The 15,341-nt window shown below is 48.3% G+C and carries 16 protein-coding genes; 7 read left to right on the top strand and 9 right to left on the bottom strand.

The annotated features are described in order from the left end of the window. The first annotated feature begins 279 nt into the window (after positions 1-279). The 6 genes from ACOJTG_RS13450 (at position 280) to pheA (ending at position 6,740) form a co-directional block, all read left to right on the top strand. A complete protein-coding gene (locus ACOJTG_RS13450; protein WP_420154289.1) occupies positions 280-2,178 on the top strand; it encodes a DNA topoisomerase IV subunit B in 1,899 nt (632 codons plus the stop codon). A gap of 259 nt (positions 2,179-2,437) precedes the next feature. After that, on the top strand, positions 2,438-3,253 hold the full coding sequence (locus ACOJTG_RS13445) for a phytanoyl-CoA dioxygenase family protein (protein ID WP_420154288.1): 816 nt from the start codon (positions 2,438-2,440) through the stop codon (positions 3,251-3,253). Positions 3,254-3,407: 154 nt separating this feature from the next. Further along, complete coding sequence (locus ACOJTG_RS13440; protein ID WP_102202396.1) at positions 3,408-4,145, top strand: class I SAM-dependent methyltransferase; 738 nt, start codon at positions 3,408-3,410, stop codon at positions 4,143-4,145. After that, positions 4,145-4,657 (top strand): GNAT family N-acetyltransferase, encoded by a 513-nt coding sequence (locus ACOJTG_RS13435; RefSeq protein ID WP_102202397.1) that lies wholly within the window; start codon positions 4,145-4,147, stop codon positions 4,655-4,657. The genes ACOJTG_RS13440 and ACOJTG_RS13435 overlap by 1 nt, the downstream gene beginning before the upstream one ends. A 26-nt stretch (positions 4,658-4,683) precedes the next feature. Beyond that, positions 4,684-5,640, top strand: a complete 957-nt coding sequence (locus ACOJTG_RS13430; RefSeq protein ID WP_420154287.1) for a glycosyltransferase family 2 protein — start codon at positions 4,684-4,686, stop codon at positions 5,638-5,640. A gap of 23 nt (positions 5,641-5,663) precedes the next feature. Beyond that, entirely contained in the window at positions 5,664-6,740 is a 1,077-nt protein-coding gene (gene pheA, locus ACOJTG_RS13425) for a chorismate mutase (protein WP_176454351.1), read from the top strand. A 119-nt stretch (positions 6,741-6,859) separates the two neighbouring features. On the opposite strand, the gene ACOJTG_RS13420 is transcribed toward pheA, so the two are convergent. From ACOJTG_RS13420 to ACOJTG_RS13385, 8 genes are all read right to left on the bottom strand, one after another. Then, positions 6,860-7,804 carry a bifunctional riboflavin kinase/FAD synthetase gene (locus ACOJTG_RS13420; RefSeq protein WP_420154286.1) on the bottom strand — a complete coding sequence of 315 codons (945 nt, stop codon included), beginning with the start codon at positions 7,802-7,804 and terminating at the stop codon, positions 6,860-6,862. Between the two features lie 5 nt (positions 7,805-7,809). Continuing rightward, a complete protein-coding gene (gene truB, locus ACOJTG_RS13415; protein ID WP_420154285.1) occupies positions 7,810-8,529 on the bottom strand; it encodes a tRNA pseudouridine(55) synthase TruB in 720 nt (239 codons plus the stop codon). Positions 8,530-8,531: 2 nt separating this feature from the next. Then, positions 8,532-9,326: an undecaprenyl-diphosphate phosphatase gene (locus tag ACOJTG_RS13410; RefSeq protein ID WP_420154284.1), complete on the bottom strand. Its 795-nt coding sequence runs from the start codon at positions 9,324-9,326 to the stop codon at positions 8,532-8,534. Positions 9,327-9,422: 96 nt separating this feature from the next. Then, on the bottom strand, positions 9,423-9,692 hold the full coding sequence (locus ACOJTG_RS13405; RefSeq protein WP_420154283.1) for a DUF3098 domain-containing protein: 270 nt from the start codon (positions 9,690-9,692) through the stop codon (positions 9,423-9,425). Positions 9,693-9,741: 49 nt separating this feature from the next. Continuing rightward, positions 9,742-10,626: a cell division protein FtsX gene (locus ACOJTG_RS13400; protein ID WP_420154282.1), complete on the bottom strand. Its 885-nt coding sequence runs from the start codon at positions 10,624-10,626 to the stop codon at positions 9,742-9,744. A 114-nt stretch (positions 10,627-10,740) separates the two neighbouring features. Continuing rightward, positions 10,741-11,343 carry a bifunctional nuclease domain-containing protein gene (locus ACOJTG_RS13395; protein ID WP_420154281.1) on the bottom strand — a complete coding sequence of 201 codons (603 nt, stop codon included), beginning with the start codon at positions 11,341-11,343 and terminating at the stop codon, positions 10,741-10,743. 123 nt (positions 11,344-11,466) lie between these two features. Continuing rightward, the gene (locus ACOJTG_RS13390) at positions 11,467-12,432 is read right to left on the bottom strand and encodes an electron transfer flavoprotein subunit alpha/FixB family protein (protein WP_420154280.1); all 966 of its coding nucleotides are present in this window, start codon (positions 12,430-12,432) and stop codon (positions 11,467-11,469) included. 206 nt (positions 12,433-12,638) lie between these two features. Further along, positions 12,639-13,376, bottom strand: coding sequence for an electron transfer flavoprotein subunit beta/FixA family protein (locus ACOJTG_RS13385; RefSeq protein WP_420154279.1), 738 nt, complete (start codon positions 13,374-13,376; stop codon positions 12,639-12,641). Positions 13,377-13,493: 117 nt separating this feature from the next. Here ACOJTG_RS13385 and ACOJTG_RS13380 point away from each other — a divergent pair, with 117 nt between their 5' ends. After that, the gene (locus tag ACOJTG_RS13380; protein ID WP_420154278.1) at positions 13,494-13,814 is read left to right on the top strand and encodes a tetratricopeptide repeat protein; all 321 of its coding nucleotides are present in this window, start codon (positions 13,494-13,496) and stop codon (positions 13,812-13,814) included. Between the two features lie 150 nt (positions 13,815-13,964). Here the strand turns inward: ACOJTG_RS13380 and ACOJTG_RS13375 are convergent, their stop codons facing one another. After that, on the bottom strand, positions 13,965-15,257 hold the full coding sequence (locus ACOJTG_RS13375; RefSeq protein WP_420154277.1) for a Gfo/Idh/MocA family protein: 1,293 nt from the start codon (positions 15,255-15,257) through the stop codon (positions 13,965-13,967). Positions 15,258-15,341 lie beyond the last annotated feature (84 nt).

Genomic DNA, 15,341 nt, shown 5'->3' with positions numbered 1-15,341 from the left:
AAGACGCTAGGCCGAACAAAGGGCAACATTTCGATTCTCTTTTGGTTAAAATTGATTTTTTCCCGGAAGGGTTGGACTCGGAAATTTACCTGATATCTAACTAGTTTCCATTGAAGCGATGATCGAAAATCACTTCAAGCCCACAAAGTAAAGCACTAAATTCCTAAATTCAGCTACCATTCATAGAATTAACATTTGCCTAAAATACGATTTTTCCTATGATGGAAATTGAACAAATCTTATTTTTGATGAACGATTGAATGCTTGAAAAATTGACTCATGGCAGAACAAAAATTAACAGATTACACCGAAGATAGCATTCGTTCGCTGGACTGGAAAGAGCATATTCGTCTGCGTCCGGGGATGTATATTGGGAAGCTGGGAGATGGTTCTTCGGCGGATGACGGGATTTACGTACTTGTAAAAGAAGTCATTGACAACTGTATTGACGAACACGTCATGGGATTTGGCAAAACCATTGAAGTGAAAATTGCCGAACACCGTGTGGAAGTACGTGACTACGGTCGGGGCATTCCATTGGGGAAGGTTGTCGACGTGGTTTCTAAAATTAATACGGGTGGTAAATACGATTCCGGAGCCTTCCAGAAATCAGTAGGATTGAACGGGGTTGGTACGAAAGCCGTGAACGCTCTTTCGGCCTTTTTCCGGGTCCAGTCGGTACGGGATGGTCAGGCGAAGTGGGCTGAGTTTTCGAAGGGTGAACTCGTCCGTCAGTCCAAAGGAACGATTGAAACCAAGGAACGCAACGGTACGCACGTAGTGTTTGAGCCGGATAATACGGTATTTAAAAATTACCACTTCATTCCGCAGTATCTGGAAAACCAGATCTGGAACTATGCGTACCTCAATGCTGGGCTTACGATCCAGTTTAACGGCCAAAAGTACATAGCCCAGCGGGGCCTGCTGGATTTGCTCGAACGTAAGACGGATCCAGATAGTATTCGTTATCCCATCATTCACCTGAAAGGAAATGACATTGAGATTGCCATGACGCACGGCAATCAGTACGGCGAGGAATATTATTCGTTTGTCAACGGTCAGAATACGACCATGGGAGGTACGCACCTGGCGGCTTTTAAAGAAGCCGTAGTCAAGACTGCCCGCGAATTTTTCAAGAAAGATTACGCTCCCGAAGACATCCGGGCCAGTATCTCCGCGGCCGTCTCCCTGCGGGTACAGGAACCCGTATTCGAATCGCAGACGAAAACCAAACTGGGTTCGACGAATATGTCGCCGGATACCAGTTCGCCAACCGTACGCGGACACGTCGTTGACTTTTTGAAAACGGAATTAGACAACTTCCTCCATAAAAATCCGGCGGTTGCCGAGGCGATGAAAAAACGCATCGAGCAGTCGGAACGCGAACGGAAGGAAATTGCCGGAATCAAAAAGCTAGCGAACGACCGGGCTAAAAAAGCTAGCGTTCATAACAAGAAACTACGCGACTGCCGCATTCACCTGCCGGATGCCAAAGCCGAAGATCGTCTGGAAACGACCCTGTTCATTACGGAGGGGGATTCTGCATCGGGTTCCATTACGAAGTCCCGAAATGTACAGACACAGGCCGTATTCAGTCTTCGCGGAAAGCCGCTGAACTGCTTCGGATTGACTAAGAAGATTGTGTACGAGAACGAAGAGTTTAATCTGCTGCAACACGCGTTAGACATCGAAGCCGGTCTGGATACGCTTCGCTTCAACCGAATCGTCATTGCTACCGATGCCGACGTAGATGGGATGCACATCCGCTTGTTGCTGCTGACATTCTTCCTGCAATTCTTCCCTGACATTGTACGGAATGGTCACCTGTACATTTTGGAAACGCCCTTGTTCCGGGTACGGAATCCGAAAAAGCACGAGGATACCATTTACTGTTACTCGGAAGACGAGAAGCAGAAAGCGATAGCCCGGCTTTCTACGAATGGACGTAAGGTGGAAATCACCCGATTTAAAGGCCTAGGTGAAATTTCTCCCGATGAATTTGGCAAGTTCATTGGCGAAGACATGCGTTTGGAACCTGTGATCCTGGAAAAAGAATCGACGATTCCGAAACTGTTGAGCTATTACATGGGTAAAAACACGCCCGACCGTCAGCGGTTCATCATTGATAATCTCATTATCGAAAAAGATGATGTCGAGGAAATATTGGAAGTAGCCTAACCGATGTTCAACGCCTGATGAGAACCTCCTCATCAGGCGTTTTTGTTTTTCCGAAACAAACCGCATTGCATTCAAGTTTAGTAGCAAGCATGAACGAGCTAAAATTCGCGGAGATTGGTACTAGGAACCGGCCGAAGCAGAGTCTTTATACTCAGCAGGTCATTAAAAAACTGATAATTATTTTTTAATGGGATGACTTTGTGGCACCCCTTCAACAATTGATCCCGTTTATCTTTGCGAAAACCAAATCCAATCTGTCATGGACAATGCATTAGCTACAGAACCCAAGCTTATGGACCTGGACACCTTTCGGTCAGAAATGGACACCAAGGGCTGGGTAATTTTTAATGAAGTACTGGAAGATGACTTCCGTGAAGAGCTCATCAAAGCTCAGGATATAGCGACGGAAGAGTGCCGTCAGATTCAGATTAAAAATGGCGTTGTAAACCGCACGGCCGGAACCTCGCACCATTTGGTAGTTTTTGAAGGTGCGTTCATGAAGTTCCTTGAGCAGATGCCTCTGCACGAGTACATGACGGCTTATTTCGATAACGGTCCATACATCCTTAACTCGTTCGGGGGGGTTATGAACTTTAAAGCCGAAACTTCTTCGTACGTAGGAAATGTGCACCGCGATATTCGTACCTGGAGCGGCGATTTGCATCTGATGCTGAATATGCTGGTGATGCTCGACGACTTTACGCCCGAAAACGGAGCGACCTGGTTCATGAGCGGCTCCCATAAATACGCCGAAAAGCCTACGGATGAACAATTCTTCGCGGTAGCTGAACAGGCGGTAGCGAAAAAAGGTAGTATCGTTTTGTTCAACTCGAACGTATGGCACGCGGCCGGTACGAACCAGACCGATCAGATTCGTCGTGGTTTGACGCCGATGTTTACTAAGCCTTTCTTCAAACCTCAGTTTGACTACTCACGCTACTTTGGCTACGAGCGTACGGCTACCTTCTCACCGCTGGTGAAACAGTTGCTGGGCTATAACTCCCGCGTACCTGCCGACCTGGATGAGTGGTATCAGGTACCAGAAAAACGTTTATATATTCCAGGACAAGGTTAATTGCATTAAATTGCAGGCCAATTCAGAAGTGAATCATCCGTAAGTACCTTTCCTGGAAAGACCGACGGATCAACATACGGAAGTAAAATAAACCCAATCCCTTTCCAGCAACTGCTGGAAAGGGTTTCTCATTTAAACAATTCAACCAACGATTATGGATCAGACGCTGCAGGCTGAGTACGAAAACCTGAATAAAATCACTGCCGATTACGACGATTATGAATTTGACCGCCGGATGCGTCATTATATGATGCGTACCCTGGAACCATTCATGCGGGAAGGAAAGGCCTTGGAATTGGGTTGCATGTACGGCGAGTTTACCAGCATTCTTGCCAAGCGTTTCGATGATCTGACGGTAGTAGACGCCGCTGAGGAGTTTCTGGCAATTACCAAAGGTCGGGTAGGCGATAAAGTAAAGTTCATCAACGGACTTTTTGAAACATTTGAATCGGATGAGAAGTACGATGCCATTTTTATCATGCACGTACTGGAACACCTGATTAATCCGGTTGAAATCATGGCTCGTGTACGTCAGTTCCTGACTCCTACGGGACGTTTGTTCCTGATTGTACCTAACGCCAACGCAGGCTCTCGTCAGATTGCCGTGAAAATGGGCTTCCTGACGCACAATGCCGCATTGACGCCCGCTGACGTGAAGCACGGTCACCGCATTACGTACTCACTGGATACCCTGGAAAAAGATGTACTGGAAGCGGGCTTAAGCGTCGTACACCGGGGTGGTATCTTCTTCAAAGGCTTGGCAAACTTCCAATTGGATAAAGCCCTCGAAGCGGGTATCATCGATGACAAATACATGGAAGGCTGTTTCCAACTGGGTATGGTATATCCAGATCTGTGCAGCAGTGTGTACGTAGTGGCTGAAAATAAATAATGATTCAGTTCAGAGAAATCATCATCGAAGACGTTCCGTCCATCAATCGCTGGCGAAACGATCCGGAGGTAATGCAGTATCTAACAAACCAGTTTCGGTACATTGGCCTGGAGGCCGACCGGAACTGGTTTGCTTATTATCAGCAGCACCGTGATCAGGCCGTACGACTGGCCATTGTGGACGACGCCACGTTGATAGGTACCGTTCAGTTAACCCAAATAGACCGGGTTAACCAGCAGGCGGAGTACAGCATTATGATTGGTGAAAAAAATCATCAGTCGAAAGGCATTGGACGATTGGCTACGGAGGAGATCCTTCGTCATGGATTCAATGATTTGAATTTGCATCGGATCTATCTGACCGTACTTCCCGAGAATGATCGGGCCATTCGCTTATACGAATCCTTCGGTTTTCAGCAGGAAGGTCTGTACCGAAAGGCCTTGTTCAAGAATGGTCAGTTTACGGATGTGATGGGTATGAGCCTTCTTCGCAATGAGTTTCAGAGTCGCTGATTCTGTTTACTCATGACTTTTTTTCTATGAAGCCCAAGCTTAGTGTTTATTGCATCACCTACAACCATGGCCCTTTTATTGCGGAGGCTCTGGATAGTTTCTTAGCTCAGAAAACCAACTTTGAGTTTGAAATCGTAGTAGGCGACGATGCCTCCAAAGACAATACGCAGGAGGTATTAAAGGAATATCAGCAACGCTATCCGGATAAAATCCGGCTGTTACTGAATCAGACCAATCGCGGAGCGATCTACAATTTTATTGATACGTACGATGCCTGTCAGGGCGAATACTTGGCTCTGTGCGAAGGAGACGACTTCTGGATCAATCCGCTGAAGCTGCAGAAACAGGTAGAATTTCTGGATCAGCACCCGCAGTTTTCGATGAGTTTCCATAACGCGGAAGTTCGTTACCAGGATGGGAGTGCCCCGGCGTACCTGCTCAATGACCATACGCAGAAGAAGGTCGTAACGGTCGATGACCTCATCGGTAATAAAGAGACCTGGTTTATGGCTACGGCCAGTATCGTCCTGCGGAAAACGTTTCTACCTAAGCTACCCGCCTGGATGGTAGAATCGAAGAGTGGCGATATTCCCCTGAATATTCTGATGACGCAACGCGGCCCGGCTGGTTATATGGATGAAGTGATGTCCGTATACCGCAAGCATAGCGGGGGACAAAGCAATACTGATCACCGCTGGGAAGCTCACTTTTTATTGAACCGTATTAACATGTACGAACATCTGGACCGCGAAACCGGCTACCAGTTTTCGGAACGGTTTAAGAAAACGATGGCCGAATTTTACTGGTTATTGCCCGATACCGTAGATTTCGAGACGAAGTTCTGGCCGCGGTTACGCTATACGATGCGAGCGGTTAAATACGATCCGGCAACGTATCGGAAACCCTGGACGAATTTGTTCAAGGAAAAAATCCTAACGAAACGGCAGCTTGACATTTCCCGGAAGCTACGTGGCTTGAAGTAAGACCGAATAAACCCTCATGTACTGTGACTTTAGAAGAATTACGGAATCAGATTGATGCCATCGACAATCAGTTGCTGGTTCTGATGAATGCCCGGATGAACGTTGTGCAGCAGGTTGGTGAACTCAAACGATCATCGCAGGCCCTGATTTACCGCCCCGAGCGGGAGAAGGCTATTGTAGACCGGCTGGCCCATCAATCCGATGGCTTGCTGCGTTCGGATGCCATCGAAGCCATTTTCCAGGAAATTTTTGCCGTTGCTCGTAATATCGAATTACCCGAGCGAATTGCGTACCTGGGTCCCGAAGGAAGTTTTACCCACCAGGCCGCCGAATCCCGCTTCGGGGCCATGAGTGAGTATGATGCTCTGCCCACGATTCGTTCCGTATTCGAATCCGTAGAGACGGGACGGGCGAAATTTGGCATCGTTCCCATTGAAAACAATCAGGAAGGCTTAGTCTTTGAAACCGTTGATAACCTCAACGAAAAAGACGTGCGTATTGCGGCCGAAATCGTTAAGCCGATTCACTTTGCATTCGCTACGAAGGCCGAAAAGCTGAGCGAAATTCAGCGGATTTATTCCAAGGATATTGGGTTCCGGCAGTGTAAGCGATTCCTAGATGACTATTTCAGCGGGTATTCAGTAGAGATTATCCCGGTGGAATCAACATCCAAAGCTGCCAAAATGGCATCGGAAGATCCTTACGCCGCTGCGATCTGCTCGGATATTGCCGGAAAGATTTATGGCGTACCCGTTTTGTTTAATAACATCCAGGATTCTATCGTCAACCGTACCCGTTTTTTGATTCTGGCCAAAGAATTCGATACCATGCCTTCGGGAAATGATAAAACGACGGTAATTGTACAGTTCCCGAATTCAGATAAATCGGGTACGCTTTCCCGATTCCTGCGGGAGTTTGAGGTGTACGACATCAACCTAACGAAACTGGCGAGTCATCCCAGTCGGCAGGGTGATCGATTTGGCTTCTGGTTCCTGATGGAATTCGAAGGACACGCGAAAGACGACAAGGTGCAAAAGATTTTTCGGCAGATCCAATCCGAAATCAAGTGGCTGGGTAGTTACGTAAAGCTGGTAGACTAGTAGACTTAAGCCATTCAATACTAGCAAAAAAGCCAATCGCCCGAACGTTAGGAACGTTCGGGCGATTGGCTTTTGAAATCTGAGTGTAAAGATAGCGTTACGGCGTCGTCTTTTAAACCTTACTTGGTATAGGAATGGGTGTGTAAAATCGCCAGCGAATCAACCTTATCCTGTCCGATTTGAGTAATGAGGGGTTCCAGGCCTTCGTACTTCACCTGCCCCCGTAACCAGGCTACGAATTCAAGCGTAAGCTTTTCCCCGTAAATTTCCTGATCAAAATCGAAAATATTCACCTCGATTGTTCGAATCGTTCCTTCTACGGTTGGATTTGTACCGATGCTGAGCATGCCGCCGTACCAGTCGTTTCTCCAGCGTACGCGAACGGCATATACACCATCCGCGGGTACTAGTTTATAGGATTCGGGTAATTCCAGATTGGCCGTGGGATAGCCCAGTTGCCTACCCAGCTGCCGCCCTTTAACAACCGTACCGCTTAGCGTATAGGGGCGTCCCAGGAAGTTGGCGGCGGTACTTACGTCGCCTGTGAGCAAGGCCTGTCGAATGCGAGTTGAACTAACGGCCAAGTGCTCCACATCCTGGCTAGGGATTTCCTCGACCGTAAATCCGTAGTCATGAGCGTGAGCCTGTAAGTAGTCGAAACCCCCTTCGCGATTCCGCCCAAAGCGGTGGTCGTACCCAATGACGAGACGTTTGGTACCGATGGTATCAATGAGGATGTTACGAATGAATTGGTCCGAGGTGAGTAGCGAAAAATCCCGATTAAAGGGAATCACGACTAAGTGATCGATACCCGACGCCGCCAGCGATTCAATCTTCTCTTCGAGCGTATTCAGCAACTTCAGATCGGCACTGTCGGCCGCAACGACCGTGCGGGGATGGGGCCAGAACGTAAGGACCACCGATTCGCCCTGCGACTGTCGGGCTGACTCGATCAATCGCTGTAATATTTTCTGATGGCCCAGATGCACGCCATCGAATGTCCCACTTGTCACTACGGCGTTCGAAAGTCTCCGAAAGTGCTCAATCCCATGATGTACTTGCATAGATTCTAAAGGGGTCTGATGCGGGGTTCGTACAACGTGCTACCGGGGCGGTGCGTCTCCACGAACTGCTCGAGGGAGACCGCGTCCGCGACGTTGAAATCCCCGATGCGGGTACGACGCAGACTTTTTAAATATGCTCCAGACTGACAGAGTACGCCGAAATCCCGGACCAGGCTACGGATATACGTGCCTTTGGAACAGACAATCCGAAAATCCAGTTCAGGAAATCGGCTCTGATCAATTTCAAAGGTCGATACAGTAATAATTTTGGATTTAATTTCTGCTTCCTGTCCGCTACGAGCCAGCTCATAAGCTCGTTTCCCATCCACTTTAACCGCAGAAAAGATCGGAGGGGTTTGGGAAATGGCTCCGGTCAATGCCTGCTGAGCCGATTCCAGGATCTGGGCTGTAATGTGTTCAATGGGATATTCCGCGTCGAATGGTGTTTCTAAATCCACCGAAGGCGTGGTTTTGCCCAGCACAAACGTACCCGTATATTCTTTTTCGGCCGCCTGATAGCTTTCAATCTGTTTGGTCATTTTTCCAGTACAGCAGATCAGCAGGCCCGTAGCCAGGGGATCGAGTGTACCGGCGTGACCGATTTTCTTGTATTGGGCTGCCCACTTCAGCTTCTTCACGACCGCAAAGGAAGTCCAGCCCAGAGGCTTATCAATCAATAGGACTTCGCCGGGATCAGCAACCGGTTCTGTTGGTTCATTCGTCATTGTTACACTACTTCCATTTGCATACCGCTCAGCAGTAAGCCAATGATGATTAATCCCATAATGATTCGGTACCAGCCGAAAACTTTAAAGCCGTACTTCGTTAAAAAGCTAATGAAAAAGCGAATGGCCAGCATGGCGACGATAAAGGCAACCACGTTTCCGATGGCAAATAACTGCCACTGTTCGGTGGTCAGGGTATTGCCATCCATGAAATAATCCAGCATTTTCTTACCGGTAGCGGCAAACATGGTAGGTACTGCCAGAAAAAATGAAAACTCGGCGGCGGCTTTCCGACTAATGCCCTGACTCATACCGCCCACGATGGAGGCCCCCGAACGGGATACGCCCGGAATCATGGCGATACACTGGAAAAGACCAATTTTAAAAGCATTCCAAAGATCAATATCTTCCGAATCATCGATGCGGGGCCGATCAAACCATTTGTCCACGAACAGCAGAATGATCCCACCAATGAGTAAGGAAACGGCTACCCCCATGGCACTTTCTAGTAGGCTGTCAATGACATCACTCAGTAAAAGTCCAAATACGGCCGCGGGAATAAAGGCGACGAAAAGCTTGATATAAAATTGAATACTCCGGAAAAAACGCTTGATATACAACACCAGTACCGATAAAATGGCCCCAAACTGAATGGCTACGGTAAAGAGTTTCACGAACGGCTCTGAAGCAATTCCGGCGAAGGAAGAGTACAGAATCATGTGTCCGGTTGAAGAAATGGGAAGAAATTCAGTAAGACCTTCAATAATGGCCAGAATAATGGCGTGAAGAATGGACATGAACAGGTTGATTGATGGGAAAGGGCGGAAAGATACTAAAGAAAAGTACTAGGAACACTGGGCTCCTAGTACTGGAAAGTTAATTCTAAGAAAAACTTAAGCTTTAGGTTTCTGCAGAATAGCGTAAAACTCAATGATATAACCGACTACTACAACCAGAGGCCCGAGGGTCAGGCCCATAAAACCAAAACCAAAAGGCTCTTTATCCATATTCATGATCAAAAAGCCGACCAGAATGGTCACTACGCCAATGATCATCCACAGGTAATTGCTCCGGTGAAAAGGCATGGCCTGAGCGGGGCTTACGGGCGTAGCGGGAGTCGTGTAAGGATTCACACTGGGAGCTACTTTCGTTTCTGTTGCCATAAGTTAAAATTAGTTATGAGCCACGCGGGCCAGACGTATGAAAAATCACTCAATACAACCGATCTACGGAAGAACGTAAATACCGTTCCACCGATTGAAAGGTACTGATAAAGCCAATGAGCATTCCTATAAAGGCTAGTGATACGGCTAAGGTAGCTAGCTTTTTCCAGTCACCCAGGAGTAGGTAAATGCCATCAATGTATTTGAAACCCAGATTGACAATGACCGCCAGTAAGCCGCAGGCAAAAAGGGCACTTAACAGCCCCTGGACGATGCCTCGGTACAGAAAGGGCTTCCGGATAAATCCGTTGGTAGCCCCAACCAACTGCATACTGCGAATGGTAAAACGCTGAGAATACAAGGCTAATTTAATGGTATTATTGACAAGTACGACAATGATAATCAGCAATAAAACCACAAAGACGGAGAGTACGAGGTAGATTTTGGTGATGTTTTTATTCACATCTTCAACAAAGTTCTCTACGTAGGTAGCTTCAAATACCCCCGGAATTTTCTGCAGGTCCTGCTTGATTTGTTTCAGGCCGGCTTCAGAAAAGTAATCTTCCTGAATTTTGATAAAAACGCCGTCCCGTAGTGGGTTTTCGCCGAGGAAATCCTTGAAGTTTTCGCCCGTATCTTTAATAAACTTTTCAGCGGCTTCTTCCTTGGAAACGTACGTTACCTGAGGTTTTCCCTCGCGGGTAGCTACGTAAGGCTTTGCCACGATGGTTCGCCGAATTTGTTCCGCCTGATCATTGGTCAGATCCTTATTCAGGTATACCTGAACTTCGATATTCTGCTTGACTACCTCTGACAACTTTCGTCCCATCACCGTCAATAAACCACATAAGCCCATTAGAAACAGGGCAATCGTGAGACTGACAGTAACGGTCAGATTGGGTAAGTATTTCTTTCGTCGTTGAGTAGTGGCCATACGAAACAATCAGTACAAAAATAGAGCTTTCCGAATACGAAGAGCAGCGAAACAGAGAATTTAAGGGTTTTTAACGGAACCCGCGAAGCATAAAGAAAGTATCCTTTACTGCTATTAGTTACGCCGACTGATTTCATCCCGAATCTGAGCGGCTTTTTCGTACTCCTCGTTGCTGAGGGCCTGATCAAGCATACGCTGCAAATCTTCCATGGAGTTATCCTTCAGTTGATCGGGGAAGGGCTTAGATTTGCTGCTACCGGTACTGGAAGGAGCCGCTGATTCAGAAGAACGTTCAGTGCTACTGCCTTCGTTGGCTACGATGCCCGCTTCTGACAGTAAGTTTTCGAAGGTATAAATGGGAACGTTGAATCGCAGGCCAATGGCAATGGCATCCGAAGGGCGGGCGTCGATTACGCGTTCTTTCAGTCCATCGGTGCAAACAATCTGAGCAAAGAAAATACCTTCCCGCAAATCCGAAATGACAATTTCCGTGACTTTATAGTGAAAGCCCTGAGCAAACGACTTGAACAAATCGTGCGTCATGGGTCGGTTAGGCGTAATTTTCTCAATTTCTATGGCGATCGCCTGAGCTTCAAACATACCGATGATGATGGGTAATCGGCGGTTTCCGAATTCTTCGCCCAATATCAACGCAAATGATCCGGTCTGTGACTGACTCGGAGAAAGACCTAAAATCTCTAACTTGATTTTTTCCACTGGTATACGACCTCTATTTAGAAAGGTAGGCAAAAGTAAGAAGACCCGTCGAGTTTTGGAAACCGGACGAGCCTTATTACCCGACAAAGCCCTAAAAGGACTACCAGAATGCTAACGAAAAGACTATACCAATTGTTCTCGGGCCGCTTTTGTCAGGCGGGGGAGTATGTCAAAAACGTCACCCACGATGCCATAATCGGCAGCTTTGAAGAAAGGGGCTTCCGGATCCTTATTAATCACGACAATTACTTTCGAACCATTGACCCCGGCCAGGTGCTGGATGGCTCCGGAAATACCGCAGGCAATGTAGACGTTCGGGCTGACTTTCAGACCCGTTTGCCCAATATGCTCGTGGTGCGGCCGCCAGTCCAGATCAGATACCGGTTTGGAACAGCCGGTTGCTGCATGCAAAGCTTCGGCTAATTCTTCGAGGGGTTTCCAATGCTCGGGCCCTTTCATCCCGCGACCTCCGGAAACGATAATGTCCGCATCCGAAAGCGAAATCTCACCGGTTGCCTTTTCGGTTTGAATGACTTTAGCTACAAAATCAGTTTCCGGAACCGAAGGGCTAAACTTTTCGACGCTGGCCGTAGCCTGACTTAATTCGGGGGAAACGACGTTTTTCTTAAGCGTCAGGATTTTTCGGCCCTCCCGCATTTCGGTAATGGCAAAGGCTTTCCCCGTGTAAATGCTATGTTTTACCCAGAATCCATTACTCGTGTCGGGGAATTCGGTAACGTTTGATACCAACCCCGCTTTGAGTTTACCCGCCGAACGAGCCGCCAGCGTATCTCCTAACGACGATTTAGCAATGACAATGACGGCCGCCTGTTCGGCCTCGACGGCAGCGGCCAGTACACTGGCATACGCCAGGGCATTCGCTGCATTGAGCTTTTCATCGCTGACGTGCAGCACTTTCGTAACGCCATACTGACCCAGCGAAGCTAAGTCTGCTGATGTGGTACCAATGACCAGAGCCGTAGCTGTGGTCTGCAATTGCTGGGCTACGTTAGCCCCGTAGTATAACGCTTCCAGGGAGGCCACTTTGACCTCGCCCTGATCTAGTTCAGCAAAAATGAGGACGGACATAGGGATGAATATTTAGCGTTTAGGATAGGTTTAGTTGGTTGTTGTTGATTTTTAGTTGTTGATGGATAACCATTTGGGTATTCACTGGTGGAGAATAGTAGTTCCTGGTCTTGCAGCCTATTGAACATGACATCACTGTAAGTAATTAAGATCGTCTAAACCGAATACTCCAACGAACAACCAATAACAATCAACCAAAAAACCAATTACAGCACCTTCGCTTCCGTACGAAGTAAGGTAATGAGCGTTTCGGCTTCTGCCGCCGGAATCATTTTTACGGCTCCTTTGGCTGGGGGTAGTTCGAAACGGGTGGCCTGCGTCAGGGAATCCTGACCCGTGGGCTCCACTACGTTGAGGGGTTTGGTACGGGCCGTCATAATGCCCCGCATATTGGGAATTTTCCATTCGGCAATCGGCTCCTGACAACCGAGTACCAGCGGGAGGGGAGCTTCCAGCATTTCCTTACCACCTTCAATCTCGCGGGTAAGCTGGGCTGTATTGCCCGTAATTTCCAGTTTCATGACGGGCGAATAGGAGGGCAAACCCAGCATTTCGCCGACAATGCCGTGTACCTGACCACCGTTGAAATCAATGGATTCGCGACCCATAAGAATCAGATCATAAGATTCACGCTGGGCGATGGCGGCAATTTGTTCAGCCACAAAATAGGCGTCCCGGGGTTCGGCATTTACGCGGATGGCGTCGTCGGCTCCAACCGCGAGAGCCTTCCGAATGATGGGTTCGCCGTCGGCATCGCCTACATTAAGTACGGTTACCGTACCGCCTAGTTGTTCTTTTAAATCAACGGCCCGGCTCAGGGCGTAATCGTCGTAAGGTCCGGCAATAAATTGAACGCCGGTTTTATTCAGCTTGGTGTCACCGTCGGTGAACGATATTTTCGCTGTCGTATCCGGAACGATACTGAGACAAACCAGAATTTTCATAGCTTATTTGTAATAAAAGAGGTTTTGATAGGAAACAAACACGATTCTATCGAATGCGAAGTTAAAATTGTTTTTGAATAAACGTATGCAAGCATACTAATTTATAAGAAAGATTGTATGAATCGACTCGAACAATTATTGGCGTTTTGTGAAGAAGAACCGAATGATCCCTTTAACTGGTATGCCTTAACGCTCGAATACCAGAAGTCCGACCCTCAGAAAGCAGGCGAGGGGTACGATAAATTAGTACGGGATTTCCCTGGATACGTTCCCACGTATTACCATGCCGGACAATTCTGGGCCGAGGCGGGTGAGGAAGACAAAGCCAAAGCGATTTATGAAGCAGGCATTCATCAGGCCGAGCAGGCGAAAGACTTTCACGCTTTACGCGAACTGAAAGGAGCCCTGCAACGCTGGATAGATGAGTGGGAAATGTGATTTTAGTTGTTGGTGGATGGTTTTTAGTTGTTGGTGAGTGGTCTTGTACCGATAGGAATGGTTGGTTATTTGTAGGGGGGCTATTGAGGCTTACAATGCTAACGCCTACCGAAGACTCCCTACAAACAACCAACAACTAAAAACCCTCAACTAAACCGAAGGATACTGCCACTGCCCCCGGTAATCGCGGCGGAGTAGTTTATTGGCTTCGTCGTCGTTGAGGACGAGTTCTTTCTGGCCGTCCCAGTTGATACTGCGGCCTAGTTTATAGGAAAGCATACCGAGTAGGGCCATATTGGTAGAGCGATGCCCGATTTCGATGTCGCAAACGGGACGTTTACCCGTGGAAATACAATCGAGGAAATTACGCCAGAGTCCGGCAATATTCTGCTGATCGGGTAAATCGAGGGAAGGGTCCTGATGGATGACGGGCTTGTTTTTGTTCGATGGATAAAACGTCCAGCCATCTGTCCAGCCCATGTGGAAGGTGCCTTCCGTACCGTAGAAATAGCAGCCTACATTGGCCTTTTCGGCTTCGTTACCGGCGAAGAGGCGGTGTTCCCATTCCACCGTAAAATCATCAAATTTCCAGACGGCTACCTGATGATCGGGAGCATTGGTGTCGTCGCGACGAATGGCCCGGCCTCCCGTGGAGTACACCTGTTTGGGGAAGGGATCTTCGCTCCACCAAAGAATCTGGTCGAGCCAGTGGATACCCCAGTCGCCCAATTGTCCGTTGGCGTAATCGAGGTGTAACCGGAACCCTTTCGGATGCATACTGGCGTGATACTCGCCGAGTGGGGCGGGTCCGCACCAGAAATCCCAGTCGAGTTCTTTCGGCGGCTCCTGGGCGGGCGTTTTCTCGCCGGGACCACCGCCGTAATGCACGAAGGCCCGTACCATACCCACCTTGCCGGCCTTACCGGATTTCAGAAAATCCATTCCGGAAACGTTGTGCGGCGAAACCCGCCGGTGCGTACCCACCTGTACGATACGGTTGTGCTTACGGGCGGCATTAATCATCGCCCGGCCCTCCATTAGCGTATGTCCGATAGGTTTCTCCACGTACACGTGAGCCCCGGATTCGATCGCCGCAATGCAGCACAGCGGATGCCAGTGGTCAGGGGTGGCGACAATCACAATTTCTGGTTTTTCCTTCGCCAGCATTTCGCGGTAATCGCGGTAGACCTTGGGCTGATCGCTGGTCAGTTTGCTGAGTTCCTGCTGGGCGGATTTAATCTGCCGTGTATCGACATCGCACAGAGCTACCACTTTCGACTGCCCCGCCTGAACGGCACAACGCAGAATATTCATCCCCCACCAGCCCGAGCCGATGAGAGCAGTCTTGTACTTTTCGGTACGGATAAAGGACGAAAGCAGGGGCGTAGCCGAGAAGGCCAGGGAAGCTTTGGACGTGCTTTCCAGAAAAGTTCTTCGGTTCATAGAGGCTAGAGATATAAGACGAAAGCCAAAGGCTTTGAGTCAAATATACACAGAGTGTTCGGATGAGCGGGACTCCACTTACTT

Source organism: Siphonobacter sp., assembly GCF_048595215.1.
Lineage (GTDB): Bacteria > Bacteroidota > Bacteroidia > Cytophagales > Spirosomataceae > Siphonobacter.
Note: the sequence above shows the minus strand (reverse complement) of the source record. Positions and strands in the feature narration are given on the sequence as shown.

Excerpts from the sequence above, each read along its gene's own strand:
- ACOJTG_RS13450 (WP_420154289.1), top strand. The coding sequence starts at position 280 with ATGGCAGAACAAAAATTAACAGATTACACCGAAGATAGCATTCGTTCG.
- ACOJTG_RS13445 (WP_420154288.1), top strand. The coding sequence starts at position 2,438 with ATGGACAATGCATTAGCTACAGAACCCAAGCTTATGGACCTGGACACC.
- ACOJTG_RS13440 (WP_102202396.1), top strand. The coding sequence starts at position 3,408 with ATGGATCAGACGCTGCAGGCTGAGTACGAAAACCTGAATAAAATCACT.
- ACOJTG_RS13435 (WP_102202397.1), top strand. The coding sequence starts at position 4,145 with ATGATTCAGTTCAGAGAAATCATCATCGAAGACGTTCCGTCCATCAAT.
- ACOJTG_RS13430 (WP_420154287.1), top strand. The coding sequence starts at position 4,684 with ATGAAGCCCAAGCTTAGTGTTTATTGCATCACCTACAACCATGGCCCT.
- ACOJTG_RS13420 (WP_420154286.1), bottom strand. The coding sequence starts at position 7,804 with ATGCAAGTACATCATGGGATTGAGCACTTTCGGAGACTTTCGAACGCC.
- truB (WP_420154285.1), bottom strand. The coding sequence starts at position 8,529 with ATGACGAATGAACCAACAGAACCGGTTGCTGATCCCGGCGAAGTCCTA.
- ACOJTG_RS13410 (WP_420154284.1), bottom strand. The coding sequence starts at position 9,326 with ATGTCCATTCTTCACGCCATTATTCTGGCCATTATTGAAGGTCTTACT.
- ACOJTG_RS13405 (WP_420154283.1), bottom strand. The coding sequence starts at position 9,692 with ATGGCAACAGAAACGAAAGTAGCTCCCAGTGTGAATCCTTACACGACT.
- ACOJTG_RS13400 (WP_420154282.1), bottom strand. The coding sequence starts at position 10,626 with ATGGCCACTACTCAACGACGAAAGAAATACTTACCCAATCTGACCGTT.
- ACOJTG_RS13390 (WP_420154280.1), bottom strand. The coding sequence starts at position 12,432 with ATGTCCGTCCTCATTTTTGCTGAACTAGATCAGGGCGAGGTCAAAGTG.
- ACOJTG_RS13385 (WP_420154279.1), bottom strand. The coding sequence starts at position 13,376 with ATGAAAATTCTGGTTTGTCTCAGTATCGTTCCGGATACGACAGCGAAA.
- ACOJTG_RS13380 (WP_420154278.1), top strand. The coding sequence starts at position 13,494 with ATGAATCGACTCGAACAATTATTGGCGTTTTGTGAAGAAGAACCGAAT.
- ACOJTG_RS13375 (WP_420154277.1), bottom strand. The coding sequence starts at position 15,257 with ATGAACCGAAGAACTTTTCTGGAAAGCACGTCCAAAGCTTCCCTGGCC.